Source organism: Bradyrhizobium sp. GCM10028915, from assembly GCF_042666195.1.
GTDB lineage: Bacteria > Pseudomonadota > Alphaproteobacteria > Rhizobiales > Xanthobacteraceae > Bradyrhizobium > Bradyrhizobium canariense_D.
In genome coordinates, this window is the sequence record NZ_JBHTFN010000043.1 from 302,682 (window position 1) to 329,099 (window position 26,418).

The 26,418-nt window shown below is 64.2% G+C and carries 28 protein-coding genes; 17 read left to right on the top strand and 11 right to left on the bottom strand.

Annotation, left to right across the window (positions count from 1 at the left end):
* Positions 1-32 precede the first annotated feature (32 nt).
* The 7 genes from ACFQX9_RS19710 (at position 33) to ACFQX9_RS19740 (ending at position 6,241) form a co-directional block, all read left to right on the top strand.
* Positions 33-407, top strand: a complete 375-nt coding sequence (locus ACFQX9_RS19710; RefSeq protein ID WP_007594753.1) for a PRC-barrel domain-containing protein — start codon at positions 33-35, stop codon at positions 405-407.
* Positions 408-431: 24 nt separating this feature from the next.
* Entirely contained in the window at positions 432-590 is a 159-nt protein-coding gene (locus ACFQX9_RS19715; RefSeq protein ID WP_204513880.1) for a hypothetical protein, read from the top strand.
* 198 nt (positions 591-788) lie between these two features.
* Complete coding sequence (locus ACFQX9_RS19720) at positions 789-1,943, top strand: HlyD family secretion protein (protein WP_377790144.1); 1,155 nt, start codon at positions 789-791, stop codon at positions 1,941-1,943.
* Positions 1,940-3,559, top strand: coding sequence for a DHA2 family efflux MFS transporter permease subunit (locus ACFQX9_RS19725; protein ID WP_018456216.1), 1,620 nt, complete (start codon positions 1,940-1,942; stop codon positions 3,557-3,559). The genes ACFQX9_RS19720 and ACFQX9_RS19725 overlap by 4 nt, the downstream gene beginning before the upstream one ends.
* Positions 3,560-3,666: 107 nt before the next feature.
* Complete coding sequence (locus ACFQX9_RS19730) at positions 3,667-4,668, top strand: nitronate monooxygenase family protein (protein WP_018456217.1); 1,002 nt, start codon at positions 3,667-3,669, stop codon at positions 4,666-4,668.
* 107 nt (positions 4,669-4,775) lie between these two features.
* The gene (locus ACFQX9_RS19735) at positions 4,776-5,195 is read left to right on the top strand and encodes a hypothetical protein (protein WP_026233109.1); all 420 of its coding nucleotides are present in this window, start codon (positions 4,776-4,778) and stop codon (positions 5,193-5,195) included.
* A gap of 227 nt (positions 5,196-5,422) precedes the next feature.
* Positions 5,423-6,241: an aldo/keto reductase gene (locus ACFQX9_RS19740; RefSeq protein ID WP_085352693.1), complete on the top strand. Its 819-nt coding sequence runs from the start codon at positions 5,423-5,425 to the stop codon at positions 6,239-6,241.
* Positions 6,242-6,476: 235 nt separating this feature from the next.
* Here ACFQX9_RS19740 and ACFQX9_RS19745 read toward each other — a convergent pair whose 3' ends face one another.
* Complete coding sequence (locus ACFQX9_RS19745) at positions 6,477-6,704, bottom strand: hypothetical protein (protein WP_026233110.1); 228 nt, start codon at positions 6,702-6,704, stop codon at positions 6,477-6,479.
* Positions 6,705-6,800: 96 nt separating this feature from the next.
* Positions 6,801-7,253 (bottom strand): hypothetical protein, encoded by a 453-nt coding sequence (locus ACFQX9_RS19750; RefSeq protein WP_377790146.1) that lies wholly within the window; start codon positions 7,251-7,253, stop codon positions 6,801-6,803.
* A 157-nt stretch (positions 7,254-7,410) separates the two neighbouring features.
* Between ACFQX9_RS19750 and ACFQX9_RS19755 the strand changes: the two genes are divergently transcribed.
* Positions 7,411-7,683 (top strand): helix-turn-helix domain-containing protein, encoded by a 273-nt coding sequence (locus tag ACFQX9_RS19755; protein ID WP_018456224.1) that lies wholly within the window; start codon positions 7,411-7,413, stop codon positions 7,681-7,683.
* A gap of 4 nt (positions 7,684-7,687) precedes the next feature.
* On the opposite strand, the gene ACFQX9_RS19760 is transcribed toward ACFQX9_RS19755, so the two are convergent.
* A complete protein-coding gene (locus ACFQX9_RS19760; RefSeq protein WP_377790147.1) occupies positions 7,688-8,920 on the bottom strand; it encodes a PLP-dependent aminotransferase family protein in 1,233 nt (410 codons plus the stop codon).
* A gap of 91 nt (positions 8,921-9,011) precedes the next feature.
* Positions 9,012-9,539 (bottom strand): DUF3124 domain-containing protein, encoded by a 528-nt coding sequence (locus tag ACFQX9_RS19765; RefSeq protein ID WP_026233112.1) that lies wholly within the window; start codon positions 9,537-9,539, stop codon positions 9,012-9,014.
* A 67-nt stretch (positions 9,540-9,606) separates the two neighbouring features.
* Between ACFQX9_RS19765 and ACFQX9_RS19770 the strand changes: the two genes are divergently transcribed.
* From ACFQX9_RS19770 to ACFQX9_RS19785, 4 genes are all read left to right on the top strand, one after another.
* Positions 9,607-11,334 carry a cation:proton antiporter gene (locus ACFQX9_RS19770; protein WP_085352555.1) on the top strand — a complete coding sequence of 576 codons (1,728 nt, stop codon included), beginning with the start codon at positions 9,607-9,609 and terminating at the stop codon, positions 11,332-11,334.
* A 153-nt stretch (positions 11,335-11,487) separates the two neighbouring features.
* Positions 11,488-12,564, top strand: a complete 1,077-nt coding sequence (gene ribB, locus ACFQX9_RS19775) for a 3,4-dihydroxy-2-butanone-4-phosphate synthase (RefSeq protein WP_018456228.1) — start codon at positions 11,488-11,490, stop codon at positions 12,562-12,564.
* 160 nt (positions 12,565-12,724) lie between these two features.
* Positions 12,725-13,939 carry an acyl-CoA dehydrogenase gene (locus ACFQX9_RS19780; RefSeq protein ID WP_007594720.1) on the top strand — a complete coding sequence of 405 codons (1,215 nt, stop codon included), beginning with the start codon at positions 12,725-12,727 and terminating at the stop codon, positions 13,937-13,939.
* Positions 13,940-14,088: 149 nt separating this feature from the next.
* Positions 14,089-15,012 (top strand): MBL fold metallo-hydrolase, encoded by a 924-nt coding sequence (locus tag ACFQX9_RS19785; protein WP_085352554.1) that lies wholly within the window; start codon positions 14,089-14,091, stop codon positions 15,010-15,012.
* Positions 15,013-15,019: 7 nt separating this feature from the next.
* Here ACFQX9_RS19785 and ACFQX9_RS19790 read toward each other — a convergent pair whose 3' ends face one another.
* Positions 15,020-15,874, bottom strand: a complete 855-nt coding sequence (locus ACFQX9_RS19790; RefSeq protein WP_018456230.1) for a DUF1499 domain-containing protein — start codon at positions 15,872-15,874, stop codon at positions 15,020-15,022.
* A gap of 242 nt (positions 15,875-16,116) precedes the next feature.
* A complete protein-coding gene (locus ACFQX9_RS19795; RefSeq protein WP_018456231.1) occupies positions 16,117-17,745 on the bottom strand; it encodes a fatty-acid--CoA ligase in 1,629 nt (542 codons plus the stop codon).
* A 65-nt stretch (positions 17,746-17,810) separates the two neighbouring features.
* Between ACFQX9_RS19795 and ACFQX9_RS19800 the strand changes: the two genes are divergently transcribed.
* On the top strand, positions 17,811-18,947 hold the full coding sequence (locus tag ACFQX9_RS19800) for an extensin family protein (protein WP_247363551.1): 1,137 nt from the start codon (positions 17,811-17,813) through the stop codon (positions 18,945-18,947).
* Positions 18,948-18,984: 37 nt separating this feature from the next.
* Here the strand turns inward: ACFQX9_RS19800 and ACFQX9_RS19805 are convergent, their stop codons facing one another.
* Positions 18,985-19,671, bottom strand: a complete 687-nt coding sequence (locus ACFQX9_RS19805; protein ID WP_018456233.1) for a L,D-transpeptidase — start codon at positions 19,669-19,671, stop codon at positions 18,985-18,987.
* Between the two features lie 336 nt (positions 19,672-20,007).
* Between ACFQX9_RS19805 and ACFQX9_RS19810 the strand changes: the two genes are divergently transcribed.
* Positions 20,008-20,985, top strand: a complete 978-nt coding sequence (locus tag ACFQX9_RS19810; protein ID WP_018456234.1) for a magnesium transporter CorA family protein — start codon at positions 20,008-20,010, stop codon at positions 20,983-20,985.
* Between the two features lie 186 nt (positions 20,986-21,171).
* Complete coding sequence (locus ACFQX9_RS19815) at positions 21,172-21,390, top strand: hypothetical protein (protein ID WP_026233114.1); 219 nt, start codon at positions 21,172-21,174, stop codon at positions 21,388-21,390.
* 206 nt (positions 21,391-21,596) lie between these two features.
* Here ACFQX9_RS19815 and ACFQX9_RS19820 read toward each other — a convergent pair whose 3' ends face one another.
* Positions 21,597-22,349: an SDR family NAD(P)-dependent oxidoreductase gene (locus ACFQX9_RS19820; protein WP_026233115.1), complete on the bottom strand. Its 753-nt coding sequence runs from the start codon at positions 22,347-22,349 to the stop codon at positions 21,597-21,599.
* 97 nt (positions 22,350-22,446) lie between these two features.
* Positions 22,447-23,088, bottom strand: coding sequence for a pyridoxamine 5'-phosphate oxidase (pdxH, locus tag ACFQX9_RS19825; protein WP_377790153.1), 642 nt, complete (start codon positions 23,086-23,088; stop codon positions 22,447-22,449).
* Between the two features lie 113 nt (positions 23,089-23,201).
* On the opposite strand from pdxH, the gene ACFQX9_RS19830 reads away from it, so the two are divergent.
* On the top strand, positions 23,202-23,609 hold the full coding sequence (locus ACFQX9_RS19830; RefSeq protein ID WP_377790154.1) for an RT0821/Lpp0805 family surface protein: 408 nt from the start codon (positions 23,202-23,204) through the stop codon (positions 23,607-23,609).
* Positions 23,610-23,718: 109 nt separating this feature from the next.
* Complete coding sequence (locus ACFQX9_RS19835; RefSeq protein ID WP_018456238.1) at positions 23,719-24,684, top strand: DnaJ C-terminal domain-containing protein; 966 nt, start codon at positions 23,719-23,721, stop codon at positions 24,682-24,684.
* Between the two features lie 328 nt (positions 24,685-25,012).
* Here the strand turns inward: ACFQX9_RS19835 and ACFQX9_RS19840 are convergent, their stop codons facing one another.
* Positions 25,013-25,783 carry an anti-sigma factor gene (locus ACFQX9_RS19840; protein ID WP_085352549.1) on the bottom strand — a complete coding sequence of 257 codons (771 nt, stop codon included), beginning with the start codon at positions 25,781-25,783 and terminating at the stop codon, positions 25,013-25,015.
* 106 nt (positions 25,784-25,889) lie between these two features.
* Positions 25,890-26,378 (bottom strand): sigma-70 family RNA polymerase sigma factor, encoded by a 489-nt coding sequence (locus ACFQX9_RS19845; protein ID WP_377790157.1) that lies wholly within the window; start codon positions 26,376-26,378, stop codon positions 25,890-25,892.
* Positions 26,379-26,418 lie beyond the last annotated feature (40 nt).

Below are 26,418 nucleotides of genomic sequence, written 5' to 3' on the forward strand. Positions count from 1 at the left end.
TGTCTCCACAACTGGCTGAGTGGAGAATTGAGATGTTGAATCAGGGTGAACTGGACCAAAACGAGATGGGTCGGTTGATCGGCAGCGACAAGGTCGAGGGAACATCGGTCTACGGTGCCGATCGCAACAAAATCGGCTCGATCGAACGCGTGATGATCGACAAGATCAGCGGCAAGGTGTCCTACGCCGTGCTCGGCTTCGGCGGATTTCTGGGCCTCGGCAACGACCACTATCCGCTGCCGTGGCAGTCGCTGAAATACGACACGGAGCTCGGCGGTTACGTCACCGGCATCACCACCAAGGAACTGGAAGGCGCGCCCAAATACGGCGAACGGAGTGATTGGAACTGGGGTGATGACGCCGCGGTTCGCGGGATCAACTCCTATTACGGTGTCCCCTTCGCGTAAGCGTTTCCAACGAAAGGAAGCTCGATGAGCAAGGAATGGCCTAACGACGATCCCCGGCAGCAGAGCGACTGGGGTTCGCACAAGCAGACGGACAAGCCCTGGAAGGGCACTCCGGAAAAGGAGCAGGGATCGGACGAGGTGAAACCCGATCTCGAGAAATGGCACGCGACGAAGACGCACTGAGACCGGGTGCGCTTCCCATGAGATATCGAGGCGAGCGCGGCATGCACTGTGCCGCGCTCGCTTTTTGGGCAGGCGTTCACGAACGCGATGGTGCTCGCAACAAGCGGAACCATGATCAGGAGTTGCAGTTGGGCTCGCGGCGCGTGTGCCGGCTTGGCGGCTCTGCCGCCAGTTTGATCCCCGAGAAAGGTGTTCACCGTGGATGCTCAAACACGGGAGCGTGGACCGTCCGCGGAGCAGCCGCAGAGGGCGAAGGAAGCTCCGAAGATATCTCCTGATCAGGCCCATGACGCCACGGACTCGAAGCCGGCCAAGGCGCCGTCGCTGCGAGAGCGGATTCGCGAGCATTGGTTGCTGGCAAGCGTTGGCACCATCGTCTTGCTCGCGGCCCTTATCGGCGGAGTGCTCTATTGGCTCCAGGTGCGCCACTATGAATCCACCGACGATGCCTTCGTCGCCGCGCGCAGCTTTTCCGTGGCCTCCAAGGTTGGCGGCTACGTGACCGACATACCCGTGACGGACAACCAGCATGTCAAAGCCGGGGACCTTCTCGCCAAGATCGACGAGCGCGACTATCGCATCGCCATCGATCAGGCCAATGCGCAGGTCGCGGTCGCCAGGGCGAACATCGCCAATGTCGAGGCGCAGATCGTCTCCCAGCAGGAGCAGATCAAGCAGGCGGAGGCGCAGCTCGAACAGGCCCAGGCCCAGCTTCAGTTCTCGCAGGAAGAATTCGCGCGCGCCCAGGATCTGGTCGAGAAGGGCGCCGGCACCGTGCAGCGCCAGCAGCAGACCCGCTCCGATCTTCAGGCGCAGCAGGCCAACACGGAACGCGCGAAGACCGCTGTGACGGCCGCGCAGGTCGGCATCAAGACGCTGCAGGCGCAGCTCGAGGGCGCCCGGGCGCAGCTCCAGCAGTCGCAGGCGCAGCTCGATCAGGCCAAGCTGAACCTGCAATATACCAGCGTGGTTGCGGCGCAGTCCGGCCGCGTCGTCAAGCTCAGCGGCGCCAAGGGCACTTTCGTGACAGCCGGACAGAGCCTGATGATGTTCGTGCCTGACGAGGTCTGGATCGTCGCCAACTACAAGGAGACGCAGCTCAACGACATGCGGCCGGGTCAGCCGGTCGAGATCCGCATCGATGCCTATCCCGCGCGCAAGCTCACCGGCCATGTCGACTCCGTGCAGCCGGGCTCCGGCACCGCGTTCAGCCTGTTGCCGGCGGAGAACGCCACCGGAAATTACGTCAAGGTGGTGCAGCGCGTGCCGGTGAAGATCGTGGTCGACAGCTGGCCGGCCGATCTGCCCGTTGGTCCCGGCATGTCGGTCGTGCCCTGGACCAGGGTGCGATGACCGACACGGCGCAGGGCAGTGCATCCGCGGGCGGCTGGTCGCCGGAGCGCTCGGCGGCGGGCGGTCATAATCCCTATCTCATCGCGTTCGTCGTCTCGATCGCGACCTTCATGGAGGTGCTCGACACCACCATTGCCAACGTTGCCTTGCGCCACATCGCCGGTGGGCTTGCCGTCGGCATCGACGAGAGCACCTACGTCATCACCAGCTATCTCGTCGCCAACGCCATCGTGCTGTCGATCTCGGGCTGGCTGTCGACCGTGATCGGCCGCAAGCGCTTCTACATGATGTGCGTTGCGATCTTCACGGTCTCCTCGCTTTTGTGCGGCTTCGCCTGGAATCTGCAGGCGCTGGTGCTGTTCCGAATCCTTCAGGGCCTTGGTGGCGGCGGCATGGCGACCAGCGAGCAGGCGATCCTCGCCGACTCCTTCCCGCCGCACAAGCGCGGCCAGGCGTTCGCGATCTATGGCGTCGCGGTCGTGGTCGCGCCCGTGGTCGGTCCGACGCTCGGCGGCTGGATCACCGACACCTACACCTGGCACTGGGTGTTTCTGATCAACGTCCCCATGGGATTGCTGTCGCTGTTCCTGGTCGGCACGCTGGTCAAGGAGCCCTCGGGCGCGGAGGAGGAGAGGGAGAAGCTGCTGAGCAAGGGCCTGCGCGTCGACTATGTCGGCTTCCTGCTGGTCGCGATCGGGCTCGGCTCGCTCGAATACGTGCTGGACGAGGGCCAGCGCAACGACTGGTTCGGCTCGAACATGATCGTGTTCTTCGCGGTACTTTCGGCCATGTCACTGCTTGCGCTGATCCCGTGGGAGCTGACGCGGGAGGATCCCATCGTCGATCTCCGCCTGCTGGGCCGTCGCCAGTTCGCCGCCTGCTTCCTGGTCATGCTTGCGACCGGCGCGGTGCTGATCTCGACGACACAGCTTTTGCCGCAACTGCTCCAGAGCGATTTGAACTACACCGCCATGCTGGCCGGTCTCGCTTTGTCGCCCGGCGGCGTCGCGACCCTGGTGCTGATGCCAGTGGTCGGCCGCCTCGTCAGCAGCGTGCAGCCGAAATATCTCATCATGTTCGGTGCCGCCATCGTCGCCTTCTCGATGTGGCATCTCACGGGCCTTACCGGCGATATCACCTACGGCTATGCCGCGATGTCGCGGATCTTCCTCGCGCTCGGTCTTCCTTTCCTGTTCCTGCCGGTCACGACCGCGTCCTATGACGGTGTGCCGCCCGACAAGACCAACCAGGCGTCGGCGCTGATCAACGTCGCCCGCAATATCGGCGGCTCCATGGGCGTCGCGCTGGCGCAGACAATTCTGGCGCAGCGCCAGCAATTCCACCAGAGCCGCCTGATCGAGCACGCCGCGCCATCGGACCTCGGCTATCAGCAGACCATCGAGATGATGACCCGCTTCTTCCAGGCTCAGGGCTCGAACGCGAGTGATGCAGCCTCGCAGGCGGTCGCCTGGGTTGGGCGCACCTTGCAGCAGCAGGTCGATTTGCTCGCTTATATCGACGTGTTCTGGACGCTCGCGATCATCGCGGTGCTGATGATCCCGACCGCCGCGGCGCTGCGCCCGATCAAGCTGGGCGCTCCCGCGCGGGGGCATTGAGCCTACGGCCGTTCTGAGAGAAATGGCGAGAGAGAAAGGATGACCGCGGCGCAAAAGTCCGGCTAGACTGGCGCGAACGTCAAGCAAAAGCCCGGGAGGTAATTTAAGTGAAGACCGCGATCACCGAACTGTTCGGCATCGAGCACCCCATCATCCAGGGCGGCATGCATTTCGTCGGCTTTGCCGAGCTGGCGGCTGCCGTCTCCAATGCCGGCGGACTCGGCATCATCACCGGTCTCACGCAGAAGACGCCGGAGCTGCTGGCAAAAGAGATCGCACGCTGCCGCGATATGACCGACAAGCCGTTCGGCGTGAACCTCACTTTCCTGCCGACCTTCGCCGCGCCGCCTTATCCGGAATACATCGCCGCCATCGTCGAAGGCGGCATCAAGTCCGTGGAGACCGCCGGCCGCAGCCCGGAAGCCTACATGCCGGCGCTGAAGGCCGCCGGGATCACGGTCATCCACAAATGCACCTCGGTGCGCCACTCCTTGAAAGCCGAGCGCATCGGATGCGACGCGGTCAGCGTCGACGGCTTTGAGTGCGGCGGCCATCCCGGCGAGGACGACATTCCCAACATGATTCTGCTGCCGCGCGCGGCGGAGGAATTGAAGATTCCGTTCGTCGCATCCGGCGGCATGGCGGACGGCCGCAGCCTCGTCGCGGCGCTGTCGCTGGGGGCGGCCGGCATGAACATGGGCACGCGCTTCATCGCGACCAAGGAAGCCCCGGTGCATCAGAACGTCAAGAACGCGCTGGTCGCGGCGACCGAACGCGACACCCGCCTCATCATGCGGAGCCTGCGCAACACCGAGCGCGTGCTGAAGAACGCCAATGTCGACCGCCTGCTCGAGATTGAACGCGAGAAGGGCGACAAGCTGAAGATCGACGACATCCACGACCAGGTCGCGGGCGTCTATCCCAGGATCATGCTGGACGGGCAGATGGACGCCGGCGCCTGGAGCTGCGGAATGGTCGCAGGCCTCATCCACGACATCCCCACCTGCAAGGAACTCGTCGACAGGATCATGGCTGAGGCGGAAACCATCATCCGTACCCGTCTAATGGGGTTTCTTGAAGAGACGGGTGCACCGCGAAAGGTCGCCTGACACCGCCAAACTTCTTAACCACGGCGGCAGCTGACCGCTGGAATTGCGCGCGACGCCTCCTAAATAGAGGTAAATTACCTCTTAACAATCAATTTCAGGAGGCGTCCGTGATTCTGAAGAGCGCTCCTTTTGCAATGGCCGTTGCCCTCGTGCTCGCATGGGGCGGCGTCGCGCGCGCTGACGACTACAAGCCCGACGACTATCTCGGCCTCGATCTTTCGAAGGCGGTGTTGTCGCCCAAGCGGCTCGGGCCCGAAACCCGGTTCGCGCCTGTCGCGCTGGAGGCGCGCGGTGGCAACGAGGCGCAGGCGCGCGCCGAGCCGGTCGACGTGCCGAAGAAGGTCGCCGCCGAACGCGTGCGCGTGTCGGAGCCGAAGGTCGCGCACGTCAAGCCCGCGCAGCCACGCGGCGCGGCACGCACCAAGCTCGCGCATCGCCACGGCAATCCGCTCGACGCGCAGGCGATGGACACCCGGATCCAGACCTGGCCGTGCCGCAGCGGCGGCATCTGCAACTGGAAGCACTAGGTCAGCTCCGAGCCGTCATCCGGCACGTTGCAAAACCGTAGGCCCGCGGTCAAGAAACCGTAAGCCGGGGGACGGTGAGGAAGCACCTAACCCGATCTTGATTGGCCGCCGTGCGTCTGCCGCACTATGCTGTCCGCTCCCGCCACCTCTTTTCCATCCCCGAAGAGTCTGCTCACGCAGCATCGCTGCTGGCCTCCGGCGGGCCGAACGATGTCAGGAACTTGTTCATGGATAATCTCAAGACACAGGGCATCAGCATGCCCAAGCTCGGCCTCGGGACCTTCCGCATGCAGGGCGATACCTGCCGCGCGGCGGTCGAGAGCGCACTGTCGATCGGCTATCGCCATATCGATACCGCCGAGATGTACGGCAATGAAGAACCGATCGGCGCGGCGCTCGCCGCGGCCCGGCTGCCGCGGGGCGAGCTGCACGTCACGACGAAAGTCTGGCACGAGAACCTCAGCCCCGACGCCATCCGTCGCTCTTTCGACGCCAGCCTGACCAAGCTCGGGCTCGATCATGTCGACCTCTATCTCGTGCACTGGCCGTCCAAGGCGGCGAACTGGGGTGCTGTGTTCGAGACCTTGATGACGCTGAAGCAGGAGGGGCGGACGCGGGCGATCGGCGTCGCCAATTTCACCACGGCGCTGCTGAAGATCGCGGTCGAGGACATCAAAGCGCCGATCGCATGCAATCAGATCGAATACCACGCCATGCTCGATCAATCGAAGGTGCTGGCCTATCTCAACGCCAAGTCGATCCCGCTGGTCGCCTATTGCCCGCTGGCGCAGGGACGCATCGCGTCAGATGCGGTGCTGGCCGAGATCGGCGCCAAGCATAATGCAACTGCGGCGCAGGTCGCGCTAAAACGGCTGCTGGACCAGGACGGTGTCGCCGCGATCCCGAAAGCCTCGCGCCGAGAGAGCCAGCAGGCCAATCTCGACGCGCTGAAGATCACGCTCGACGATGCCGACCGCAACAAGATCGCCGCGCTGCCGAAGGACAGGCGCTGCGTCAATCCCGGCTTCGCGCCGGCATGGGACTGAGAGTCGACGCTGGGCCGCACCGCCGGACCCTCTCCCCTTGTGGGAGAGGGTGGCTCGCCGCGCAGCGGCGAGACGGGTGAGGGGTCTCTCTCCGCGCGCACATTTGTCAGTTTGAATTCGCCGAGGGATACCCCTCATCCGGCGCTTCGCGCCACCTTCTCCCACAAGGGGAGAAGGAAGAAGGCACGCAAAGAAAATGGCCCCGTGAAGGGCCATTTCCATATTGCGTTGCGCATTAGTCCCAATGATGACGGTGACCACGCTTGATCACGACGACGCGGTCGCGATGGCGCCAGCCGCGATGCCAGCCGTGATCGCGATGCATGCCGTATTCGGCGCGGGCGCCATACATGCCGTGATGATGACCACCGCGCTTGATCACTACCGTCTCCGCGCTGGCGAGCGTCGGCATTGCAACCGCGAGCGCGCCGACAGCGGCAAGCACATAACCAATCTTCTTCATGATGTCCTCCTCCAATGGAATGCAAATCTAAACGGCGCATTCGCGGGAACGTTCCGGAGGAATCGCAGGAGAATTCTGAACGCCTGTTCAGGTGAGTTAATCGCAGCGCTGTTGTGCAGGTGTTGGCGCGCCAGTGGCGACGTATTTGCCATCCCTGATCGTGTATTCGCCGCGCTCACTGCGATTGTAGATTGCGCGCAAGCTGCCTTGCTTCGAGAGTAGGAGGCCGAACTCGCGGGTCTGCTGCAGCAAGGGGAAGTACACCATCACATTGAGCAGGCCGTCGGCGCTGACCATCGCCGATACCACTTCGTTTTCGTCCTTGGCCTCGCCGAAATTGCGCCGGTACATCACCCTTCCGTCCTTCCGGATCTCGTAAGTCAAGAGCGCGCCCTTCTCGCGGTCGGGCCGGCCGGCGCAATCGACCGCCCATGAGCCAAGCAGGCCCCATTGCTCGACGGTCGCCGCAAGCGACTCGGCACCGGCCGCGGGCGTGAACGCAACCCACAGCACTGCTGCCGCGATAGAGCGGCACAAACAACGTCTCATGTCCTGAAAGGCCCCACCTGCAAAGAATTCCGAAGTGTAGCATCCCGCGCGCCATCGTCCACGCTGACCGCCATTCGCGCGCGAATTTGATCCGCGTCAATGAGGCAGCCCGTTTCCCCGGTAGGATGGCGCTCCCGAAGGGAAATTGGATAAACCGATGCTGAATCAAGTCAGGGATTTCGCAGGCGAGGTGCTGCCGGGGAGCTGCGCCGTGCCGCCTTATTCCGAGAGCGCGTTTCTAGCCGAGCTGGGCGACCGCTTGAAGTCCTCGCGCATGCGCTGCGTCCTGTCGCGGCGGGAGCTCGCCCGCCGCTCCGGGATATCCGAGCGCTACATCGCCCAGATCGAGGCCGGAAAGGGCAACGTCTCGATTGTGCTGCTGCTGCGGCTGGCCTCCGCGATCCACGGCAGCCAGCCCCAGATCGTCTGAAGGCTCAAGCTCGATTCTCCACATTGGCACTGCGGGCCGGCACGCCGAACTCCTTGCGGCAGACCTCGGCCAGCACGGCCACGCCCTCGCGGATCTGCTGATGCGAGGGGCTCGCAAAGCACAGCCGCAGTCGCGATCTGGAGTGGTTTTTGTCAGTCGACCATTCCGGCCCCGGATTGATCGATACGCCGGCGGCAAGCGCGGCCTGATACAGCTTCAGCGTATCCACCTGATCGGGCAGCTTCACCCACAGGAAGATCCCGCCCTTGGGCTCCTCGAACTCGGCGGCCGTCCCGAACTGCTCGTTGACGGCCTCCATCAGCGTATCAAGCTTGGTCCGTAGCGCCTTCGTCAGTGCCGGCACGTGGGTCGAAAAATGCGGCTTGCAATAGGCAGCGAGCACCATCTGCTCCAGCGCGCCTGAGCCGGCGTCCGTCTTCAGCGCCAGCATCCGCGACATCAGATCCCAGGGCGCGACGATGAAGCCCACGCGCAGCGCCGGCGCGATCGACTTGGAGAACGAGCCGATATGGATCACGCCGCCGTTCGGGCTCATCGCATGGATCGCCGGCGGCCGCTGTCCCGACCAGACCAGATCGGCATAGCAATCGTCCTCGAAAACAGGCACGCCGTAGTCTGCCGACAGCCGCAACAGCTCGGTGCGGCGGCCCTCCGGCATGATGCTGCCGGTCGGGTTCTGCACGGTCGGAATGGTGTAGATGTATTTCGGACGGATGCGGCGGCCCTTGAGGTCGGCCAGCGTCGTGGCCAGCACGTCCATGCGCATGCCGTCGTTGTCGAGGGGAATGCCAATCACGTTGACTCCGAGCCGTGCCAGGCGGGTCAGCGAGCCCTGATAGCTATCCTGCTCGAAGATCACGGTGTCGCCGCGCGTCAGCAGCGTGGCGTTGACGAGGTCGAGCGCCTGCAGCGAGCCGGACACGATCAGGAGATCGTCGACCGTGCAGTTGATGCCGGCATCGCGCTTGAGTTTTGCCACCAGGAATTCGCGCAAGGGCAGATAGCCCTGGGGACCATGTGCCAGCCCGTAAGTGGCGAGCGAGCGGCCTTCGCGTTGCAGAGCCAGATTGGCCGCCTCGATCAGATCATCGAGCGGCACCTGCTCGGAGTCGTTGTTGCCGCCGACAAAACTGTATTTGGCGAGGCCCGTCCAGCGCGCAGAGGGGGCCGGCAGCCCTGCGGGAAACAGGGGCGCAAAATCGAAGCTGGACGTCATGGGAGCGTTCCTCGTTGTTTTCTTTTTGAGCCGGCCGGCGTTGCGTCGGCCATGCCTATTTCTTTTGCCCGCATCCGGCGGACAGACGGCCTTAGTTCTTGCCGGCCGTCCGGGTCGGACGGCCCTGGCTGATGAAAGCGTAATGCGCATTGGCGACGCCGCCAACCATCAAGGCCTCGACAGCAGGCTCGGCGATCTCGCTTGCTGCGGCCCAATCGACCAGGAAATTGGCTCCGGTCCCGCCGCGTACGTCGTCGGTCGGAATGAAGATTGAGACGGTGGCGAGGGGCTTCAACGCGACGGGCGCCTTCAGATAGCTCTCGACCTGCTTGCCTGCGGTGTCGAAATAGGCGATGCGTTTGACAACCAGTGCTTGCGTCTCGGAGGCGTTGTGCACGCTCAGGGTCACCGAGAAGTCGACGCGCAGCTTGCCCTGGCTCATCGCGACACTGGAATAGGCGGGCACGTAGAACCCGCCGGCGACGGCGAGTTCTTCTTTCGGCAGTGCGGTGAGGGAATCTGCAAAGTTTTGTTCGATATTCACCTTGGATTGAGCGGCTGCGGGCACGGAGCAGGCGAGGGGGCATAGCAGCAGTGCAATGGCGAGCCCCATCCGCATGTGACGAATTGCTCGCTTGCCGCAACGCACTCGATCACTAGGGTGCGGCAAAACGGACCAATCTGGCATGCACGAGCTCATTCGCGACATCACTCTCTGTATCCTGTTTGCCTGGATGCTGGGCCTGCTTGCCCACTTCTCCAGGCAACCGCTGATCCTGGCCTATCTTATCGCAGGCTTCTGCATTGGTCCATTTGGCGCCGGCTGGGTCAAGTCGCAGGAATCGATCAGCGTCATCTCCGAGCTTGGCCTGATCTTCATGCTGTTCATGATCGGCCTGGAGATCGACCTGAAGAAGATCGTGCGGGCGGGAAAGGTCATCCTGTTCGCGGCGGGCGGCCAGCTCCTCGGCGGCTGCCTGCTCGGGGTGCTGTTCTTCGTCGGCATCGGCCTGTCGCTCGGGGGCGGACAGTTCGATGCGGTTTACCTCTGTGTCGCCTGCGCGCTGTCGAGCACCGTCATCATCGTCAAGGTGCTCTACGAGAAGCGCGAGCTCGACACGCTGCCCGGCCGCATCACCCTCGGCGTGCTGGTGCTCCAGGACATCTTCGCCATCCTGTTTCTGGCGGTGCAGCCGAGCCTTGCCAATCTGGAAATCAGCGTGATCCTGCTCTCGATCGGGCGGGTCGCGGTGCTGGTCGCCGCGGCACTGCTGGTGAGCCGCTACGTGCTGCCGCGCCTGTTTCACCAGATCGCCCGCCGCCCCGAGTTGATCCTGCTCGGCGCGCTCGCCTGGTGCTTCCTGGTCGCCGAGACCGCCGAGCGGCTGTCGCTGTCGCGCGAGATGGGCGCCCTGATCGCCGGCGTCTCGCTCTCGACCTTTCCCTACGCGCTCGATGTCACGGCCAAGGTCACCACGCTTCGCGATTTCTTCATCACGCTGTTCTTCGTCGCGCTCGGCATGACCATTCCCGTGCCCGGCCTCTCCGTGATCGGACTTGCCCTGATGATCGCGGCGTTCACGGTGGTGAGCCGCCTCGTGACCACCTTCGTCCCGCTCTATCTGATGAAGCAGGGCCTGCGCGCCAGCCTGTTGCCGGCCCTGAATCTCGCGCAGATCTCCGAGTTCTCGCTGGTGGTGATCCAGACCGGCGTTGCCGACCACCACATCGCAGCCCAGACGGCGAACGCGGCCTCCTTCGCCTTCGTGGTGCTGGCGGTGCTCTCGACCTTCGTGATGACCCGCAGCGACGAGATCACCCGCTGGGCGATCGGTCCCCTGAAGCGGATCGGCCTGCGCGATCTCGACCACGGCAATGGCCACGGCGAGGAAGGACACGAGGGCCATGGCGAGGCGCGCCGCATCGTCATCCTCGGCTTTTTCCGTGCGGCGAGCGCGCTGCTGGCCGAGATCGAGCGGCAGGCACCGGTGCTGCTCGAGCAGATCACCGTGATCGACTTCAATCCCAATGTGTACCAGACGCTGCTGTCGCGCGGCCTGCACGTGATCTATGGCGATATCAGCAGCGCCGACACGCTGCTCCATGCCGGCGTCGGCAAATCCGAGATGATCATCCTCAGCGTCCCGGATGCGCTTCTGAAGGGTGCCAGCAACGAGAAGCTGGTCCGCCACGTCCGCACCCTCAACCCGACCGCCATGATCATTGCCACGGCCGATCTGTTGTCGGATGTAGACGAACTCTACGCGGCTGGCGCCAGCTATGTCACCGTGACCCGGCTCAGCGACGCCCATGAGCTGTTCACGGTGATCGAGGCCGCCCAGGCCGGCCTGTTGGCCGACAAGCGGGCCGAGCTCGATCAGCGGCTCGGCGAGCGGCGCGAAGTGCTGCCCTGACCGCTCCCGGCCGGCTTCTCACCGGGCTTAGGCCCGACGCGAGCCGCCCGTCGGGCAGGGCTGCGGTCCGGCATATGCGGTTGCGCCGGGGACACTAGCGCCCCGGCTCAAGTCCGGCTAAGCCTCCGGGCCATAACCGATAGAGATTGGGAAATGCCGGATAACGTCCAGGAAGTCTTGCAGGCCTTTGCCCGGGGTGAGCTCGTGGTCGTCACCGACGACGAAGACCGCGAGGGCGAGGGCGATCTGATCGTCGCCGCCTCGTTCTGCACCGCCGAGAAGATGGCGTTCATCATCCGCCACACCTCCGGCATCGTTTGCGCCCCGATCACCAGCGAAGATGCGCGCCGCCTGCGGCTCGATCCGATGGTGGCCCACAACGACTCAGCGCACACCACCGCATTCACGGTCTCGATCGACTACAAGCCCGACGGCGGCACCGGCATCTCGGCCGAGGAGCGCGCCTCGTGCTGCCGCGCGCTGTCCAATCCCAATGCCGGCGCCAACGACTTCGCCCGTCCCGGTCACATCTTCCCGCTGATCGCCAAGGACGGCGGCGTGCTGCTGCGCTCCGGCCATACCGAGGCCGCGGTCGACCTGTGCAAGCTCTCCGGCCTGCCGCCGGTCGGCGTCATCAGCGAGTTGATGAACGACGACGGCAGCGTGATGAAGGGCGAGCAGGTCGCCCGCTTCGCCGCCCAGCACAAGCTCAAGCACGTCACCATCGCCGACATGATCGCCTACCGCCAGGTGCGCGAGAAACTGATCGAGCGGGTCTCGACCTTCGTCACCGAGAGCCCGATCGGGCCGCTGCAGGGCTATGCCTACCGCTCGCCGTTCGATTCCATCGCCCATGTCGCCTTCGTCTACAACGGCGTCGGCGACGGCAAGAACGTCCTGACACGCTTTCACAAGCCGAACATCGTCAAGGACATCTTCACCGGCCACAAGCGCATGGCGGCGGTGCTCGAGCACTTCAAGAAATCGGGCCGTGGCGTTCTGGTCTATCTGCGCGACGGTGCGGCCGGTGTCCCTGTGGCGCCGCTGCCCGATGAGAGCGCGACCGAGGCCGACCGCAACCGCCAGTGGCGCGAAGTCGGCGTCGGTGCACAGATCCTGCGCGATCTCGGCGTCACCTCGATCCGGCATCTCACCTCCTCGGTGCACGACTACAAGGGCCTTTCGGGCTTCGGCATCGAGATCGTCGCCAACGAGCTACTCGAAAGCTAGCGCTGTCATCCAGGGGTGCGCGAAGCGCATCCCCCGAGGCGCGCCTCGCGGGTCCCCGGGAATCACGCAGACCCGTACATCTGCAACGCAATTGCACTTGTTGCCGCGGCGCTTTACTTTGTCGGGCAAATTTTGACGGAACCAGACGAAAGGACGTTTCATGACCGCGCGCCCTCAGGCCAAGGACAAGCCGGCTTCGGCTTCTTTCCAGTGGGACGATCCGTTCCTGCTCGACGAGCAGCTCACCGAAGACGAGCGCATGGTGCGCGACACCGCGCGCGCCTACGCCCAGGACAAGCTGCTGCCGCGCGTCGCCAAGGCCTATCTCGAAGAGAAGACGGATCGCGAGATCTTCAACGAGATGGGCGAACTCGGCCTGATCGGCATCACGTTGCCGGAGGAATATGGCTGTGCCAATGCAGGCTATGTCGCCTATGGTCTGGTCGCGCGCGAGATCGAGCGGGTCGATTCCGGCTACCGCTCGATGAACTCGGTGCAGTCCTCGCTGGTGATGTATCCGATCTACGCCTATGGCGACGAGAACCAGCGCAAGAAGTACCTGCCGAAGCTCGCCAGCGGCGAGTGGGTCGGCTGCTTCGGGCTGACCGAGCCTGATGCCGGCTCCGATCCGGCCGGCATGAAAACGCGCGCCGAGAAGGTGTCGGACGGCTATCGCCTGACCGGCAGCAAGATGTGGATCTCGAACGCGCCGATCGCCGACGTGTTCGTGGTCTGGGCCAAGTCGGCCGCGCACGACAACCAGATCCGCGGCTTCGTGCTGGAGAAGGGCATGAAGGGCCTGTCGGCACCGAAGATCGGCGGCAAGCTGTCGCTTCGCGCCTCCATCACCGGCGAGGTCGTGATGGACGGTGTCGTGGTTCCGGAAGACGCGCTGCTGCCCAACGTCTCCGGCCTGAAAGGCCCGTTCGGCTGCCTCAACCGCGCCCGCTACGGCATTTCCTGGGGTGTGCTCGGCGCGGCCGAGGACTGCATGCACCGCGCCCGCCAGTATACGCTCGACCGCAAGCAGTTCGGCAAGCCGCTCGCCGCGACCCAGCTCGTGCAGAAGAAGCTCGCGGACATGCAGACCGAGATCGCGCTGGGCCTTCAGGGCTCGCTGCGCGTCGGTCGCCTGATGGACGAGGGCAAGTTCGCTCCCGAGATGATCTCGATCATGAAGCGCAACAATTGCGGCAAGGCGCTCGACATCGCCCGCGTCGCGCGCGACATGCACGGCGGCAACGGCATCTCGATCGAGTATCACGTGATGCGCCACGTCCATAACCTCGAGACCGTCAACACCTACGAGGGCACCCACGACGTCCACGCCCTGATCCTGGGCCGCGCGATCACGGGCATTCAGGCGTTTTTCTGAGCAAACCGCCCCAGTGTGGGATGCGACTGAACTCTCCAATCGCGTCATGGCCGGGCTTGTCCCGGCCATCCACGTCTTAGACCACGCGAAGAACGTGGATGCCCGGCACGAGGCCGGGCATGACGAAGTCAGCAAGGTACGAGCAAGCCATGTCCGACAACGACGACGTCCCGTTCAACCGCGACTTTCCGCTGAAGCCCGGCATCGTCGAGGAAGTCCGCCCCGGCGTGCGGCGCGTGCTCTGTAACAATCCGAGTCCGTTCACTTTCACCGGCACGGTCAGCTACATCGTGGGCCGGGGCAACGTCGCGATCATCGATCCCGGTCCGGACGACGAGGCGCATGCGGCGGCGCTGCTCGATGCCGTCAGCGGCGAGACGGTGAGCCATATCTTCGTCACCCACACCCACCGCGACCATTCGCCGAACACCGCGCGGATCAAGCGGTCGACCGGCGCGCCAGTTTACGCCGAAGGCCCGCACCGCGCCTCGCGCCCGCGCTTCGAGAGCGAGAAGCACAACCCGGAATCCGGCGCCGACCGCGACTTCGCGCCCGATATCAGGATCGGCCATGGCGACGTGGTCGAAGGAGATGGCTGGCGGCTCGAGGCCGTGGCGACACCCGGCCATACCGCCAACCACCTCGCTTTTGCCTGGCCCGAGCGAAAATTCAACTTCGTCGGCGATCACGTGATGGGATGGTCGACCTCGATTGTGGCCCCGCCCGACGGCTCGATGATCGACTACATGGAATCGCTGGATCGTCTCGCCGCGCGCGAGGAGGATGTGTATTTCTCCGGTCACGGCCCCGAAATTCCAGAAGGCCCGCGCTTCGTGCGCTTCCTGATCCGTCACCGCAAGGCGCGCGAGGCCTCCATCCTGCACCGCCTTGCGAAGGGCGAGACCGACATCCCGACCATGGTCCGGGCGATCTATATCGGCATCGATCCGAGGCTCACCACCGCGGCGGGCTATTCCGTGCTGGCGCATCTGGAAGACCTGGTCGCCCGCGGCGTGGTGGCGACGGACGGCGATCCCGTGATCGGCGGGACCTATCGGATGGCGAACGCTTAGCCTTCCGTCACTTCTTCACCGTCTTTGCCGGCGCCTTCGGCGGCGCCACCGGCGTCTTCTTCACCGGTTTGAGTGCGTCGGCATCGGCGGCGGTGTTGAGATCGTCGATGAATTTCTTCACGCGTGCGGCGTTGCTGCCGAGGTCGCTCTCGAAATAGCGCGAGGCGGAGCGGATATCGACGCGGGAATCCTCGCCGTCGGGCACGACCCGGATGGCGATGTCCTCGCGGAAACCCATGATCGGTGAGCGCGCCACCGCCTCGATGCGGCCGATGCGGCGCGGGGGCTGCGGCGCGCGCTCGTCGATGATCAACCATTTGCGCTTGTTGACCAGCTGAAGCGCGATCGCATAGGCGCGGTCGACTGAAATCTCGAGCTCGATCGGCTCGATATCGGGATAGAATTGACGCTGCTGCTCGGCCGAATAGAGGCCGGCATACACAGCGGTATTGGCACCATCGCCGGTGCGCAGGCGGGCCAGCGCGTCGAAGCGCGGCGGGTCGATCGGGTCGGTGGTGATGTCGTGGATCGCCGGCAGCTTGCGGTATTGCAGGCCGAGATAAGCGGGATAGGCGAGGATCGCGCCGTCGATCAGGAACGCAAGCAGGATGCGCGCCATGCCGCGCGAGCCGTTCTGCCAGATCGCGGCGAAGCCGGCGAGCCCGAACAGGATCGAGAGCGCGGCAATCCCGAGCCCGCCGAAGAAGGTCGCGAGCGCCGGCTTCATCTCCAGGAAGCCGAACCGGACGATGATGATCGAGACCACCACCGCTACCAGGGCGAACACGGCCAGATTGCGCGCCCAGCTCGCGAGGCTGGACACGGGCTCCGACTGGTAGGGAGCGGAAAACCTGCGGGCCATCGGGTCAGCTCTGCCGGGATCTTGGGGACGGTGCCGGCCGATCTGGCACGACGATGGGCCGTTGAGACCACGGCCGGCGGGCAAATTCAAGAGTTCCGCAGAAGGCTGCATCGTCATGGCCGGGCTTGACCGGCCATTCACGTCTTTTTGCCATGAGGACGCGGATGTCCGGGCCGTCGCCGCGCCGAAGGGGCTTTGACCCCGCAGGCGCGACGAAGCCCGGGCACGACGTCCGAGATGGCCTACGCCGCCGCGTTCGGGAAGCGGTATTCCCTAAACTGATCGCGCAGCGCGGTCTTCAGGATCTTGCCCGTCGCCGTGTGGGGTATGCCGTCGACAAAGGCAACGTCGTCGGGCATCCACCATTTGGCGATCTTGCCATCCATGAACTTCAGGATGTCCTCGCGGCTGGCCTGCTGGCCCTGCTTGAGCTGCACGATCAGCAGCGGACGCTCGTCCCATTTGGGATGGAACACGCCGATCACGGCGGCTTCCGCCACGGCGGGATGGCCGACGGCGAGGTTTTCCAGCTCGATCGAGGAGATCCACTCGCCGCCGGACTTGATCACGTCCTTGGAGCGGTCGGTGATCCGCATGTAGCCGGCTTCGTCGATGGTCGCGACGTCTCCGGTGTCGAAGAAGCCGTCCTCGTCGAGAATATCAGTGTCGACCCGGTAATAGGCCTTGGCGACGGCCGGGCCGGCGACCTTGAGGCGGCCGAAGGTCGTGCCATCCCACGGCAGCTCCTTGCCCGCATCGTCGGTGATCTTCATCTCGACGGCGAAGGGCGCGTAGCCCTGCATCTGGAGCACGTCGAGCCGCGCCTCGCCGATCGCATTCTGGAACGGCGGCTTCAGCGCCGCGACGCTGCCGATCGGGCTCATCTCGGTCATGCCCCAGGCGTGGCGGACGTTCGAGCCCATGTCGAGGAAGGCCTTGATCATCGAGCGCGGCATCGCCGAGCCGCCGCAGATCACCATCTTCAGGTCCGGCAGCTTCAGATTGTTGGCGGTCATGTGCTGGAGCAGCATCAGCCAAACCGTGGGCACGCCGGCGGTATGCGTCACCCTCTCGGTCGAGAGCAGCTCATAGACCGAGGCGCCGTCGAGCTTGGCGCCCGGCATCACGAGCTTGGTGCCCTGCGAGGGTGCGGAGAAGGCGATGCCCCAGCTGTTGGCGTGGAAGAGCGGCACCACGGGGAGCATGGTCTCGGAGGCGCTGGTACCGAGCGCGTCGACATTGTTGGCCATCATCGCGTGCAGCACGTTGGAGCGATGCGAATACAGCACGCCTTTGGGATCGCCGGTGGTGCCCGATGTGTAGCACATCGCGGCCGCCGTGTTCTCGTCAAAGTCCTTCCATTTAAACTTGCCGTCGGCTTCCGCGATCCAGTCCTCGTAGGCGACCACGTTCTTCAGCGTCGTCTGCGGCATGTGCGCCTTGTCGGTGAGCACGACGTAGCGTTCCACGCTTGTCAGCTTGTCGGCGATCTTCTCCAGGACCGGAACGAACGTGATGTCGGTCATCACGATGCGGTCCTGCGCATGGTTGATGATCCAGGCGATCTGCTCGGGGAAAAGGCGGGGATTGACGGTATGGCAGATGGCGCCGATCCCCATGATGCCGTACCAGACCTCAAGATGGCGCCAGGTGTTCCAGGCGATCGTTGCGACACGGTCGCCGAGCTTGATGCCGTCGCGCTCCAGCATCTGCGAGACCTTGAGCGCGCGCTTGTGGATATCGGCATAGGTGGTGCGATGGATCGGTCCCTCGACCGAGCGCGTCACGACCTCCTGCTTGCCATGAATCTTGGCGGCGTGTTCGATGATCCTGTGGCAGAGCAGGGGCCAGTCTTGCATCAAACCAAGCATTCCGTCGTTCCTCCGAGAAGCCGCTGGGCGGATTGTCGCTCTCAGCGTTGGGCCAAAGAATTGTCATGAGTTTTAGCCTGCCCGCCTTTCGCCGCAAATGGTCTTGTCGCGGCTATATGTCCGTCGGCGCGGCAATGGTTACCGTCGCGCTCGGGCTCGCGGATCGGGCAGAGGCGCGCAAATATGGGTCCCCGCTGGACATCTTTGGTATTGCTGCACCACGGCCGCGCGCCACGGTTCATTCTGCCAATATCTCTGGCAGGATCCCGCTCCCAAAACCTCGCCCCGAGGAGGCCCCCAAGGGGTCGGCTAAGGCATCGGACGAGGCTCCTGCGGAGACCGGCGGCAAGCCTTCCGCGGAAAAGCCTTCCGCGGACAAACCAGGCGCCACCAAGCCCGCCGAGGCGGCGCCGCCGCCCGAGAAGCAGGCCTCGGCGTGCCGCCTCGCGCTGACCGAGGAGATCGCGATCGCGCCTTCGATCCCGGATATCCGCGGCCCCGGCGCCTGTGGCGGCGAGGATCTGGTGCGGCTCGAGGCCATCGTGCTGCCGGACAAGCGCAAGGTGGCGGTCAAGCCGGCGGCGATCCTCCGCTGCACCATGGCATCCGCAATCGCCGATTGGGTGCGCAAGGACGTGGTGCCGCTGGCCGCGAGCCTCGGCTCGACCATCAGCGATCTCGACAATTTCGACAGCTTCGAGTGTCGCGGCCGCAACCGCGTCGTCGGCGCCATGCTGTCCGAGCACGGCAAGGCCAATGCGATCGATGTGCGCGCCATCAAGCTCGCTAACGGGCAGTCGATCGGCCTGACCGACCGCACCATGCCGCGCGAGGTGCGCGAGCGCGTGCTGCATTCGGTCTGCTCGCGCTTTTCGACCGTGCTCGGCCCCGGCTCGGATTGGTACCACGAGGACCATATCCATCTCGATCTCGCGCAGCGGCGCAACGACTACCGGATCTGCCAGTGGAACGTCTGGGATCCGCTGCCGCAGGTTGCCCCGCTGCTGCCGGCGGAACGGCCCGAGGAGGCGCCGCCGCGTGAGGTCGCGGCCAAACCCGAAGCGAAGCCCGAGGCCAAGCCCGAGACGAAGCAAGGAATTGACGACGAGGCGGCGGAGACATCGGCTGCCTCTGCGGACAAGCCGGCGGCCGACGGCCACAAAGCCCGGCCGCACAAGCCGGCAACAAAAAAGCGCCGGTGAGACCGGCGCTTTTGAATGTCAGAGATCAGGTACCTGATCAGTAGCTGCCCGCCTGGCCAGTTTGGCTGCCGCCGAGCGCAAGCCGTGAATTGTAGGGCGAGTCGCCATGCTTGGGCTCGAGCACCACAACGAGGGTGCCGACCTTGACGCGATCATAGAGGTCGATCGCGTCCTCGTTGGTCAGGCGGATGCAGCCCGACGAGATCGACGCGCCGATATATTCCGGCTGGTTGGTGCCGTGAATGCGGAACAATGTGTCCTTGCCGCCCGAGTAGAGATACATCGCGCGGGAGCCCATTGGATTGTCCGGACCGGGGGCGACGAAGGTGGGCACGCCCAGGCGCGAAATTTCGCCGGGGGTGGGGTGCCAGGCCGGCCACTCGGTCTTGCTGCCCACCTTGGCGATGCCCGACCAAGCCATGGCTTCTTCACCGACGGTGATGCCGTAGCGGATCGCCTTGCCGCCATCCAGAACGTAGTAGAGGTAATGGTTGTCGGAATCGACCACGATCGAGCCCGGCGATTCCTTGCGGTGGTACTCAACGATGGCGCGGCGGAACGGCTCTGCGACCGGGGTGTTCTCGTACCGAACCTTGGCAAGGAGTTCCTTGTCCTTCGGCTTGAAGGCCTTGGTGTCGGTCGCTTCAAAATGCGTGGCCTGCATGCAGCCCGACAGCATCAGGCCAGCAGCCAAAATACCCAGCGTAACTTTCAGCGACGACATGATTTGGTTCCAATCGACAACAACAAGCTTTCGTGGAGCTTGAGTAAGCCCAATTCCACGATTCCGTTGGCCCCATTATCGTTGAAATCTGCCACAATTCCAGCCTCACGACGCTTCTCCCGCGCTGCGAGACCTTACCTGTGGCTTTTCTGCCGCAAGTTTTGCGGGCCAGAGCCGATTTCTGGGCAAAACGGTCGTAAGTGTCGATTCCGTGCCACAGTTGGGCCATGGCGTCGCCACAAATGCAAACGCTCCGTTAATGTGCTTGTCATCATCAACTTGTCAGAATCGCGCTAAGCGCTGTCAGTCTGTCGCAGGCCCCTGCTGGAGTTGTGCATGTTTTCTGTGTTCGTTCCCTTCGAGTCCTCCCTCAAGAAGGCCGTCATCGAGGATCTCGCAGCAGTCCCGGAGCATGCGGTCTGGATCGACCTGGTCAACCCCACCGCGGCCGAGGACAAAGCCGTCGAGAAGCTCTCGGGGATCGCAATCCCGACCCGGGAGGACATGCAGGAGATCGAGATCTCGAGCCGCCTCTATATGGAGAACGGCGCGCGCTACATGACCGCGACGCTGATGTGCCAATCCGATACCGACATGCCCAGGACCACGGCGGTCACGTTCATTCTGGGCGACCACCGCCTGGTAACCGTGCGCTATGACCAGCCCAAGCCCTTTGCGCTGGTCGAGGCCAAGCTGGCCCGTTCCTGCACACCGGCCATCACCGGCGAGATGGTGCTGATGGAGCTGCTCGATGCCGTGATCGACCGCTGCGCCGACATCCTGGAGCGCTGCGGCGCCGAGATCGATCAGGTCTCCCATGACATTTTCGAGCCGGAGAGCGAGCGCCACGGTCACGCCAAGCAATATTCGCAAATCCTGATCTCGATCGGCCGCAAGGGCGATCTGACCTCCAAGGTTCGCGAGAGCCTGGTCTCGATCGGCCGCGTCGTCGCCTTCCTTTCCGCGGTGGTGGAGGGCGTGAAATGGTCGAAAGACATGCGCGAGCAGCTCAAGACCATGCAGCGTGACGTCGTCTCGCTGACCGATCATGCCTCCTATCTCTCCAGCAAGATCACCTTTGTGCTCGACGCCATGCTCGGCGTCGTCAATCTCGAGCAGAACAACATCATCAAGCTGTTTTCGGTCATGGCGGTTGTCCTGATGCCGCCGACGCTGATCGCCTCGATCTACGGCATGAACTTCAAGTCGATGCCGGAACTCGAATGGGTGCACGGTTATCCGTTCGCGCTGGTGCTGATGCTGATTGCGGCGATCGTTCCGTACTGGATCTTCAAGTGGAAGAAGTGGCTGTAATAGTGACCGAGACCTTACGCCGGACGCAGAGACACAGTGTCTGGTGTCGCAGAATAGAGCGGGATTGCGGCCGCACGGCGATGTGTGCTCGCCGCCCCAATTCCTCCGGTAAAATTTGAGCGGTGGGCTGAACGTTTGCGCGAAACTTGTCTGCGATAAGGAGCAGGTAAGCCGCGAGGAACAGCCATGGTTGAAAAACACATAACGACGCCCCCCAACGTCATCGATCTGGCGAGCTATCGCCACGTCGCGACGAGCGGCAAGGCGTCGTCGATGTCGGCGCGCATGTGCCGGCACTGTGGTGCTCCGCTGCTCGACGGCGAGAACGACGACGATTGCTCGACTGCAATCAGCACGGCCGCTCCGCAGCCACGCGAGAGGTCACGTCGGATTCGACTCGATTGAGGAACGGAAAGCTAAGGGCGATCCAGGTCTTGCGGCGGCGTTGTCTGGATCGCCTTGCTTCTCCGGCGTAATTTCCAACATCATCATTGCGAGGAGCTCGCGACAAAATTGCGAAGCAATTTTGCACTGAAGCGACGAGGCAATCCAGACTGTCCTCACCGAGGCAGTCTGGATTGCTTCGCTTGCGCTTGCAATGACGCGGTAGCCTACACGTGCTGGCCGCCGTTGATGTGGATCTCGGCGCCGTTGACGTAAGAACTGGTGTCCGTGCACAGCACGTAGATGATCTTGGCCACCTCGTCGGGCGTGCCGAGCCGATGCATCGGGATCTGCTGGTCGACGATCTTCTCGGTGCCCGGCGACAGGATCGAGGTGTCGATCTCGCCCGGCGCGATCGCGTTGACGCGCACGCCGACGCGGCCGAAGTCGGAGGCCATTTCGCGCGTCAGGGACGCCAGCGCGGCCTTCGAGGTGGCGTAGGCCGCGCCCGCGAAGGGATGCACGCGCGAGCCCGCGATCGAGGTGACGTTCACGACAGAGCCCTTGGCCGCCTTCAATTCCTCGATCAGCCCGCGCGCCATCATGATCGGCGCGAAGAAGTTGACATTGAACACGTGCGTCCAGGTGTCGAGGTCGGTGTCGATCGAGCCGAGCCTGGAGCCGCCGGCCCCCTTCGGCGAGATCGCGGCGTTGTTGACCAGCGCATGCAGCATGCCGCCTTCGAGACGGTCGCGGATGTCGGAGATCGCGCGCGTGGTATCTGCGGGGGTGGCGAGGTCGACCTGGATATGGTCCTCAGGGCCCGCGTCCCAGGGACAATCCTCCGGGAACGGATGCCGCGAGCAGGTGATCACGCGCCAGCCGGCCGAGGAGAAACGGATCACGGTGGCATGGCCGATGCCGCGGCTCGCCCCGGTCAGGAGCAGCGTACGGCGCGGCGCATTGGACGACTGCGGCATGGACATCTTTCAGGCTGGAGCATGATCCGGACCCGGAGGGCCGCGTTAGCGCAAACTGTGCAGCGGTTTTCCGAAGGGATCATTCTCGAACAAAATTCTAGGGATACATTCGCGTCTTGGACCATTTCTGGCCGGCCGCGTCACGGCGAAATTCAATGCGGTCGTGCAGGCGGAACGGGCGGTCGTGCCAGAACTCGATACGCGACGGTGTTATACGCCAGCCGCTCCAGCCCGGCGGACGCGGCACCTCGCCGATCATGTGCTTGGCGGCGACCTTGGCGATCGCCTGCTCGAAAGCGAAGCGGCTCTCGAGCTCCTGCGACTGCTTGCTCGCCCAGGCGCCGATCTGCGCCTGCTTGGGACGGGTGGCGAAATAGGCGTCGGCTTCGGCCTCGGTCACCGGCGTCACGTTGCCGCGGATGCGGACCTGACGGCGCAGCGACTTCCAGTGAAAAAGTAACGCCGCCTTAGGATTTGCGGCGAGTTCGCGGCCCTTCTGGCTGGCGATGTGGCTGTAGAAGACGAAACCATCGGTATCGAAGCCCTTCATCAGCACCATGCGCACGTTCGGCAGGCCGTCGGGATCGACGGTCGCGAGCGCCATGGCGTTCGGATCGTTCGGCTCGCTCTTGATGGCTTCGTTCAGCCAGGCCTCGAACAGCGCAAACGGCTCGTCGGCGGCGGTGAAATCACCGGATGTTAAGGGTGTCTGGTGTTTCATCGAGGTCGTGTCGGTCATGTCTGGGGTCCGAGTTGCGTCCTGCGGTCCAAAACGCGTTGTTGTCTGCTACCGCCCTATATAGGGTATGGGGACGCGTTGGCCTATCGGCGATCCGGCCGTCCGGCTTCGTCATGACGATCATTCTGATCGGACTCGGCACCGGCGGTTGCAGCTTTTCCCGCAACGACAAGAGTGCCTACGCCAAGGCCGATGACAGCGACCTTACCGGCTCGATCGCAATGCCGGCCAGGGTGGCGGCACCGACAGAGACCGATCTCGCCTTCGCCCGCAACGCCGCCTCCGACGTCCTCAGCAAGAACGATAAGGATTCCAGCCAGCATTGGGAGAATCCGGAAACCGGGGCGCGCGGTTCGGTCACGCCGATCGCGCAATCCTATGCCGCCGAGGACGGCCGCAACTGCCGCGACTTCCTGGCGAGCTACGTCAATGGCAGCACCGAAAGCTGGCTCCAGGGCGCGGGCTGCCAAAGCAGCCGTGGCAGTTGGGAGATTCATACGCTAAAGCCGTGGCGGAGCTAGGAATCGCTTCACCAGGCTAGTTGCAAAAATACCACTCGCCCCCCACATGAGGCTCAGTTGGGGCGGGGAGCCCTTTGAACAATTCGATTTCTTGAAGGAGACGTGACGGATGCGCGACCCCTATGAGGTCTTGGGGGTGCCGCGGAGCGCCAACGCTGCCGCGATCAAGAGCGCCTATCGCAAGCTTGCCAAGAAGCACCATCCCGACAGCAACAAGAACGACCCGAAGGCGGCCGAGCGCTTCGCTGAACTCAATACGGCCAATGAGATCCTCGGCGACGAGGACAAGCGCAAGCAATTCGACCGCGGCGAGATCGACGCCGACGGCAAGCCGCGCTTCCAGGGTTTTCCGGGCGGCGGCGGTGGGCCGCGCGGGCGCGCGGGTCCCGGCGGGTTCGAGAGCTATACGTTCCGCGGTGGCGGCGCGGGCCCTGGTCCGGGCGGCGGCGCGTTCGAGGACATCCTCAACAGCATGTTCGGAGGAGGGCCGCGTCCGCGCCCCGGGGCCGGCGGCGGTGCCCAGTTCGAATTCGACACCGGCGGGATCGGGCTCGATCTCGACGTCAATGTCGCCATGACCGTCTCGCTGGAGGAGGCGGTGAAGGGCGGCGAGAAGCGCGTCCGGCTGCCGAACGGCAAGGAGCTCAACGTCAAGATTCCGGCCGGCGTGACCGAAGGCCAGCAGATCCGGTTGCGGGGGCAGGGCGAGAGCGCTCAGGGCCATCCGCCGGGCGATCTCCTGATCACGATCGGCATCGCGCAGCATCCGTTCTTCAAGATCGAGGGCGCCGATCTCAGGATCGACCTGCCGGTCACGCTCTACGAGGCGGTGCTTGGCGGCAAGGTCCGCGTGCCCACCCTCGGCAATGCCGTGGAGCTTTCGGTTCCGCAAAACACCTCCAGCGGTCGGACCTTCCGCCTCAAAGGCAAAGGATTGCCAAAAACTGGTGGAACCGGGGATCTCTTCGTCACCGTCAGGATTATGCTACCGGACGGGAACGACGCCGAGCTTGAAGCATTGATGGAAAAGTGGCGGGAGCAGCGCCCCTACAATCCACGTAGCGGGCTTGGCTAAGTGTGATCCGGAAAGTGTGAGGGGTTCTCCTAAAGACTGAGAGCGTCGTGCATCGAGATGATGCTCATCATATGCCCGAGGCGTGGTAGCCCTTCTTGGCTCACGTGCTCGACGTGTCGGCTGTCCGGCGGGGCAGCCGATAAAAAGGTGCGGCCTCGAGAGGGGGACCAGCGCGGTACCAAAAACCCCAATCGAGGCCGCCCGCGTCGATCGGCGGATCGAACGCTGCTCATTTTCGCGTGATCATCCGGTGCGATAATGAGACGCGCCGATGTCTTCATTCCAAATTTTCAATGTCGGAATCGAGGCACCGCGTTTGCGTGGTTGTCTAGGTGCCGCTTTTCTCTGCTTGGTCGTAGACCGCCTGCGCCACTTTGGTCAGCCGGTCCCGGTCGCCGCCACCGCTGACGACGTAGCCGACGCCGCGCTCCGACCAGAACAGCGCCCCGTCCTTGTCCGTTCTGGCATACCGCATCTGCGTCGCGCCATTCTCGGTCTTGGCGGTGTAGATCGTGTACCGCTCGCCCGAGGCGCCCTCATACATCAGGAACGACGCCGGGCCGTTCGGCCCCGGCAAGAGCCGGCCGCCGACGAGCTTTAGTCCACTCGCCTCCAGGTTCGGAGCAAACACGGTCCAGCCGCAGCGTCTGGTCAGCCAGGCCTGGAGGTGGTCGCGCTCGTTGCCGCCGACCTCGACGGGATGGCGAACCTCGACGACATAGAGGCGGTGGGCGTCGAGTGCGTCGGTCGTAAAGCTCTGGAAAGTCGAGGGCGCGTTGGCGGCACCGTGCGCCAGCCAGCCGGCGGTGCCGCCGGCCATGAAGGCCACCAGCACAGCCGCGGCGGCGCCATAGAGCCAGTGCCGCGGGCGGCGCTCCAGCCGTTCGAGCTCGAGCCGCGCCGGCACCGGCTCCTGGGCGACGGAATCGTAGCGGGCGTGCAGCATCTCGGCCATGGCGCGCCAGGACTGCACGCGCTCGCCATCCTCGGGCTGCGCGGCAAGCCAGGCCTCGACATCGGCGCGGCGCTCGGCCGGCAGCTCGCCGTCGACATAGGCGTGCAGTTCGTCCTCGGTGACTGGGATCTTGCGGTCGTTCATATCGATCGTCTCTGGCTCTGCGGCCCAAAATGTTCTTCGTGGTTCAACTGCGCCGCTTTCCGCGCCATGCAGGAGAAACGACCGGCGCGATGCATCAATCCTGCCATCATTTCACCCGCCTGAGCACCGGGCGCTCGCCCTCCAGCGAGGCTTTGACGTGGGCGCGGGCGCGTGCCAGGCGCGACATCACGGTGCCGATCGGCACGCCCTGGATGTCGGCGACCTCGCGGTAGCTCATGCCCTCCAGCATCACCAGGAGCAGCACCGAGCGTTGCTCCTCGACGAGCGTCGCCAGCGCCCTCTCGATATCGCGCCCTTCGGCTTCGGTCCCGCTGGCATCCGGGTTGTTCTCCGTCAGCTGCATGAATTGCGGCCGTCGTGCCAGCGAACGCCGCCGGTTCTTGTTGAGGTTGGTCAGGATCGTATAGAGCCAGCTCCTGACGTCGCCTCCGAGGAACAGACGCTCCGAACGCAGCGCCCGCACCAGCGTATCCTGCACCAGATCGTCGGCCGCATCCGCCTCGCGCGTGAGCGCGCGGGCGTAGCGGCGCAACGCCGGGATCATGGCTTCAACACTCTGGCGAAACGCACTCATTGCGGTCTTGACGTCCTGATGTCGGCGCGAGCGCCACAAC

Bases quoted from the DNA above. Each gene is read 5' to 3' on its own strand.
- ACFQX9_RS19810 (WP_018456234.1), top strand. From the start codon at position 20,008: ATGTTTTCTGTGTTCGTTCCCTTCGAGTCCTCCCTCAAGAAGGCCGTC.
- ACFQX9_RS19755 (WP_018456224.1), top strand. From the start codon at position 7,411: ATGCTGAATCAAGTCAGGGATTTCGCAGGCGAGGTGCTGCCGGGGAGC.
- ACFQX9_RS19760 (WP_377790147.1), bottom strand. From the start codon at position 8,920: ATGACGTCCAGCTTCGATTTTGCGCCCCTGTTTCCCGCAGGGCTGCCG.
- ACFQX9_RS19750 (WP_377790146.1), bottom strand. From the start codon at position 7,253: ATGAGACGTTGTTTGTGCCGCTCTATCGCGGCAGCAGTGCTGTGGGTT.
- ACFQX9_RS19710 (WP_007594753.1), top strand. From the start codon at position 33: ATGTTGAATCAGGGTGAACTGGACCAAAACGAGATGGGTCGGTTGATC.
- ACFQX9_RS19820 (WP_026233115.1), bottom strand. From the start codon at position 22,349: ATGCCGCAGTCGTCCAATGCGCCGCGCCGTACGCTGCTCCTGACCGGG.
- ACFQX9_RS19835 (WP_018456238.1), top strand. From the start codon at position 23,719: ATGCGCGACCCCTATGAGGTCTTGGGGGTGCCGCGGAGCGCCAACGCT.
- ribB (WP_018456228.1), top strand. From the start codon at position 11,488: ATGCCGGATAACGTCCAGGAAGTCTTGCAGGCCTTTGCCCGGGGTGAG.
- ACFQX9_RS19805 (WP_018456233.1), bottom strand. From the start codon at position 19,671: ATGTCGTCGCTGAAAGTTACGCTGGGTATTTTGGCTGCTGGCCTGATG.
- ACFQX9_RS19770 (WP_085352555.1), top strand. From the start codon at position 9,607: ATGCACGAGCTCATTCGCGACATCACTCTCTGTATCCTGTTTGCCTGG.
- ACFQX9_RS19715 (WP_204513880.1), top strand. From the start codon at position 432: ATGAGCAAGGAATGGCCTAACGACGATCCCCGGCAGCAGAGCGACTGG.
- ACFQX9_RS19765 (WP_026233112.1), bottom strand. From the start codon at position 9,539: ATGCGGATGGGGCTCGCCATTGCACTGCTGCTATGCCCCCTCGCCTGC.
- ACFQX9_RS19800 (WP_247363551.1), top strand. From the start codon at position 17,811: ATGAGTTTTAGCCTGCCCGCCTTTCGCCGCAAATGGTCTTGTCGCGGC.
- ACFQX9_RS19745 (WP_026233110.1), bottom strand. From the start codon at position 6,704: ATGAAGAAGATTGGTTATGTGCTTGCCGCTGTCGGCGCGCTCGCGGTT.
- ACFQX9_RS19845 (WP_377790157.1), bottom strand. From the start codon at position 26,378: ATGAGTGCGTTTCGCCAGAGTGTTGAAGCCATGATCCCGGCGTTGCGC.
- ACFQX9_RS19780 (WP_007594720.1), top strand. From the start codon at position 12,725: ATGACCGCGCGCCCTCAGGCCAAGGACAAGCCGGCTTCGGCTTCTTTC.
- ACFQX9_RS19740 (WP_085352693.1), top strand. From the start codon at position 5,423: ATGGATAATCTCAAGACACAGGGCATCAGCATGCCCAAGCTCGGCCTC.
- ACFQX9_RS19785 (WP_085352554.1), top strand. From the start codon at position 14,089: ATGTCCGACAACGACGACGTCCCGTTCAACCGCGACTTTCCGCTGAAG.
- ACFQX9_RS19840 (WP_085352549.1), bottom strand. From the start codon at position 25,783: ATGAACGACCGCAAGATCCCAGTCACCGAGGACGAACTGCACGCCTAT.
- ACFQX9_RS19830 (WP_377790154.1), top strand. From the start codon at position 23,202: ATGACGATCATTCTGATCGGACTCGGCACCGGCGGTTGCAGCTTTTCC.
- ACFQX9_RS19725 (WP_018456216.1), top strand. From the start codon at position 1,940: ATGACCGACACGGCGCAGGGCAGTGCATCCGCGGGCGGCTGGTCGCCG.
- ACFQX9_RS19795 (WP_018456231.1), bottom strand. From the start codon at position 17,745: ATGCTTGGTTTGATGCAAGACTGGCCCCTGCTCTGCCACAGGATCATC.
- ACFQX9_RS19815 (WP_026233114.1), top strand. From the start codon at position 21,172: ATGGTTGAAAAACACATAACGACGCCCCCCAACGTCATCGATCTGGCG.
- pdxH (WP_377790153.1), bottom strand. From the start codon at position 23,088: ATGACCGACACGACCTCGATGAAACACCAGACACCCTTAACATCCGGT.
- ACFQX9_RS19790 (WP_018456230.1), bottom strand. From the start codon at position 15,874: ATGGCCCGCAGGTTTTCCGCTCCCTACCAGTCGGAGCCCGTGTCCAGC.